Annotated in this window: 3 protein-coding genes; all 3 read left to right on the forward strand. The window is 48.4% G+C overall.

What is annotated here, in order from left to right:
- Nucleotides 1–112 precede the first annotated feature (112 nt).
- Complete coding sequence (locus tag Q3O06_RS05345; protein WP_301818000.1) at nt 113–1375, forward strand: YadA family autotransporter adhesin; 1263 nt, start codon at nt 113–115, stop codon at nt 1373–1375.
- Between the two features lie 254 nt (nt 1376–1629).
- Complete coding sequence (locus tag Q3O06_RS05355) at nt 1630–2550, forward strand: glycosyltransferase family 2 protein (RefSeq protein WP_301818001.1); 921 nt, start codon at nt 1630–1632, stop codon at nt 2548–2550.
- 131 nt (nt 2551–2681) lie between these two features.
- The gene (locus Q3O06_RS05360) at nt 2682–4343 is read left to right on the forward strand and encodes an electron transfer flavoprotein-ubiquinone oxidoreductase (RefSeq protein ID WP_301818002.1); all 1662 of its coding nucleotides are present in this window, start codon (nt 2682–2684) and stop codon (nt 4341–4343) included.
- Nucleotides 4344–4613: the final 270 nt, after the last annotated feature.

Here is a 4613-nt window from a genome sequence, read left to right on the forward strand (position 1 = left end):
ATTAAAAAAAAAAAAAAAAATGGATAAAATAATACAACGTATTATTTACAGAGTAAGTGCCTGAATATATAATCGGAAGATTACGTTAACTTTAACTCTAATTGGTACAATCATGACCCGCACCGACAAAAAACATACGGCAATATCCAAACTCATCCTCACAGCAGCAGCCACAGGAATCGGCATATCCGCCGTGCCATACGCTCAGGCTGACGACAATAAGGTAACGACGGTTGGAAAGCTGGTTATAAACCCAATAACTGATGATGGCAACAATAAAAAAAATGTTGGCAATTGGAATTCGGGTACATATGAAATTGAGGAGACCATCATCGGCTATAACGGCGGTGGCACCTTGATTACCGAGATTGCAAATGGTGAGATTGGTTTGGGATCGACTGATGCGGTTACCGGAGGTCAACTGTATTCCTACGTACCTGAAAAGATTGAGAAAAAGCTTGAGGAATTTATTCAAGGTTTACCTGATAAAGTTGAGTCTGGATCAGACGTTAAAATTGAATATTCATCCGAGAATGAACGACTAACCCTAACCCTTTCCGACAAATTGAAAGAGAAAATGAAAGGCGATAAAGGCGAAAACGGCAAATCTGCCTACGAAATCTGGAAAGAACAGAACACAACCCTCGCCGACACATCCGAAGCCGCCTTCCTGAAATCCCTTAAAGGCGAACAGGGTGAGAAAGGTGCACAAGGCGATAAAGGTGAACAGGGCGAAAAAGGCGAGAAAGGCGAGAAAGGTGACCAAGGCATCCAAGGTGAAAAAGGTGAGAAAGGTGACCAAGGTGAGAAAGGCGAAAACGGCAAATCTGCCTACGAAATCTGGAAATCTCTAGATACTGGAAAACGTGCTGATAAAACAGAACGAGACTTTATCGACTTCCTCAAAGCGGAAGCCGATACTGCATTTACCCGAACCGAAGAATCGGACGGTACTATGCTGACCGCCAAAGGTACAATTACTAATGAACGCCCCAATGGCGAAGTCCGTATAAGCGGCTTGGCGGCAGGCAGGATTTCTCCATCAAGCTCAGACGCAGTCAACGGCGCACAGTTGTTTGAGGTGCATGAACGGATTTCCTCTATAGAGCAAAAAGTCGACAAGTTGGATAAATCAATGAACGGCGGTATCGCCAAAGCAGGAGCGATCGCACTCCTTCCCCAACCGACTTATGCGGGACACTCGATGGTATCCGCTTCTACGGCACACTACAACGGCGAACAGGCTCTTGCAATCGGTTACTCCAGCCTCTCAGATAACGGCAAAGTAATCCTGAAGGCAGGTGCTTCGTTCAATTTCTCCGGCAACAATACCAAAAAACCGTTATTTGGAGCGGCTGTCGGCTATCAATGGTGATCTTCCGCCATTAATACCTATTGGAACACAGCCTATAGTAAAAATGCCGCACTTGCAGACAGGTGCGGCATTTTGGATTTTGTATGCAGGCCATATCCTAAAGTTGCCCATCTGCATACTTCGCCTTTTATAGTGGATTAAATTTAAACCAGTACAGCGTTGCCTCGCCTTGCCGTACTATCTGTACTGTCTGCGGCTTCGTCGCCTTGTCCTGATTTAAATTTAATCCACTATACAACAAATTAAGGATTCAGATGTACTCCAACGATAAAGCAACCTCCGATAATCTACCCAGTATCAGCTTCATCCTGCCCGTCTATAATGTTGCACCCTATATCCCCCGCGCGCTCGAAAGCATATTGCGTCAAACGGTACGCAAAGAAATTATTCTGATAGACGACGGTTCGACAGATGGCAGTGCGGAAATCTTGGCGAAATATATGCACCAATATCCCTTCATTACCGTTGTCAGCAGCCAAAACAGGGGCGTGGCGGCGGCACGCAATGCCGGATTAAAACTTGCAACGGGGGATTTCATCATGTTCTTAGACCCCGATGACGAACTTTACCCCATAGATTTCGGTTTGTGGGCAAGACTTGCTCAAGATAACGGACTTCAAGCGATTAAAGGCGTATATCTCCGTCCTCCTTATGAAGAGGGGAAAAATATGTTGAGGTGTAAGCCCGTTTTTCAATTTAAAGAACAGCACAATGGAAAAATCTCATCTATGCAGGGGATATTGATGCAGAGTCTGCCTCATCACTGGCCTCTACACAATATGTGCTTTATGATTGACCGTCGCCACCTTGTCGCTACGGGTGTTACCTATCGCAACGGTATGCGTTTTGGGGAAGATATGGTTTTCATCTCTGAATTTCTGCTTGCAGGCGGAAAAGTCTTGGAGGTTGACATTCCCTTTTTTATTTACCACCGCAGAGAAGGAAGTCTGACAACCGCCCTACCCGACCACAGGCTGACCGATTACCTTCACAATCTGCTTACCTACCTCGTACCGCTGATGGAAAGGCAGACCGATTCAAGATACGCAGAAACTGTCCGTCAAATCCTACTGATTGAATTCGATAAAGTTGGCAGAATTGTCAAAAATATCCCTGAACTGAAGAAAGAATATGACAGCCTCTTTACGCAACTGCCGGATAAAAAATATCTTTGACCATATGGGGGCAAATGCCTTCCGAATGCCGTCTGAAGCCGTTTCAGACGGCATTGTTTTATTTGGTAAGCGACTGTCTGCGTTGTATAATTGCCCGTTTTAAAATCGATAACAAACATACAGGAACCGCCATGACAGAATCCATCACCCGCGACAGTATGCAATACGATGTCGTGATTGTCGGCGCAGGCCCGTCGGGTTTGTCCGCCGCCATCAAACTCAAGCAGCTTGCCGAACAGAACAGGCGCGAAATCAGCGTTTGCGTGGTGGAGAAAGGTTCGGAGGCGGGCGCGCATTCGCTGGCGGGCGCGGTCATTGACCCGATTGCGCTGAATGAGTTGATTCCCGACTGGAAAGAAAAAGGCGCGCCGCTGACACGCACAGTAACGCAGGACAAAGTGTTGTTCCTGACGGAGAAAAAAGCGTTCAATCTGCCTATTACCCCCAACTTCGACAATCACGGCAACTACATCGCCAGCTTGGGCGAAGTCGTGCGCTGGTTGGCGGAGCAGGCGGAAAATATGGGCGTGGAAATCTATCCGGGCTTTGCCGCCGCCGAAGTGCTGTATCACGAAGACGGTTCGGTCAAAGGTATTGCGACCGGCAATATGGGTGTAGGCAAAGACGGCGAGCCGACCGACAGTTTCCAGCCCGGCATGGAGCTTTGGGCACAGCAAACCCTGTTTGCCGAAGGCTGCCGAGGTTCGCTTTCCAAGCAAATCATCGAACGCTTCAATCTCGACCAAAACAGCCAGCCGCAAACTTACGGCTTGGGCATTAAAGAAGTTTGGGAAGTGCCGTCTGAAAAACATCAGCCCGGTTTGGTGGTGCATAGCGCAGGCTGGCCGTTGGACAGCAAAACCTACGGCGGCTCGTTTATTTATCACTTTGACGACAACAAAGTCGCTGTCGGCTTTGTGGTCGGTTTGGATTATCAAAACCCGTATCTGTCGCCGTTTGAAGAGTTCCAACGTTTCAAAACCCATCCCGAAATCCGCAAAACCTTCGAAGGCGGCCGCCGCATTGCTTACGGCGCGCGTTCGCTGATTGAAGGCGGTTTGCAAAGCCTGCCGAAGCTATCGTTTAAAGGCGGCGTTTTAATCGGCGATGCGGCGGGTTTCCTCAATATGCCGCGCATCAAAGGCATTCATACCGCGATGAAATCCGCTATGATCGCCGCCGAAGCCGTTTTCCCCTTGTTGGAAAACCTTGAAGAAGTGGAAAACTTCGACAGCGGCAAAGAGGCGGTGAATTATCAGCAACGTTTTGAACAAAGCTGGCTGTATCAAGAGCTTTACGCCGCGCGTAACGTCCGTCCGTCATTCAAATGGGGCGTTTACCTCGGCTCACTTTATACTGGCATCGATCAGATGATTTTCAGAGGCAAAGCCCCGTGGACCTTGAAACATCACGGCAAAGACAACGAGCAGCTCAAAAAAGCCGCCGCGTGCAAACCGATTGATTATCCGAAACCCGACGGAGTGTTGACTTTCGACCGCTTAAGCAGCGTCTTCCTTGCCAATCTTGCGCACGAAGAAAACCAGCCCGACCATTTGGTGCTGAACAATCCGCAGACGATGATAGACGTGAACTATAAAGAATACGCCTCGCCCGAAACGCGCTATTGTCCGGCGGGTGTGTACGAAATCGTCGAAGAGAACGACAGTCCGCGCCTGCAAATCAACGCCGCCAACTGCGTGCACTGCAAAACATGCGACATCAAAGACCCGACGCAAAACATCACTTGGATTTGCCCCGAAGGGGCAAGCGGGCCGAATTACGGCGGGATGTAAACCTTATTCCGCCGTTACGCCCGGTCAGGAATAAGGAATGGGGCAGTTATTCAAACCTGCCCCGTTTGAACCCATAATATAGTGGATTAAACTTAAATCAGGACAAGGCGACGAAGCCGCAGATAGTACAAATAGAGGCCTTTGCAAAATTCCTTTTCCTCCCGACAGCCGAAACCCAAACACAGGTTTTCGGCTGTTTTCGCCCCAAATACCTCCTAATTTTACCCAAATACCCCCTTAATCCTCCCCGGATACCTGATAATCAGGCAT

The organism is Neisseria maigaei (genome assembly GCF_958267405.1).
Classification (GTDB): domain Bacteria; phylum Pseudomonadota; class Gammaproteobacteria; order Burkholderiales; family Neisseriaceae; genus Neisseria; species Neisseria bergeri.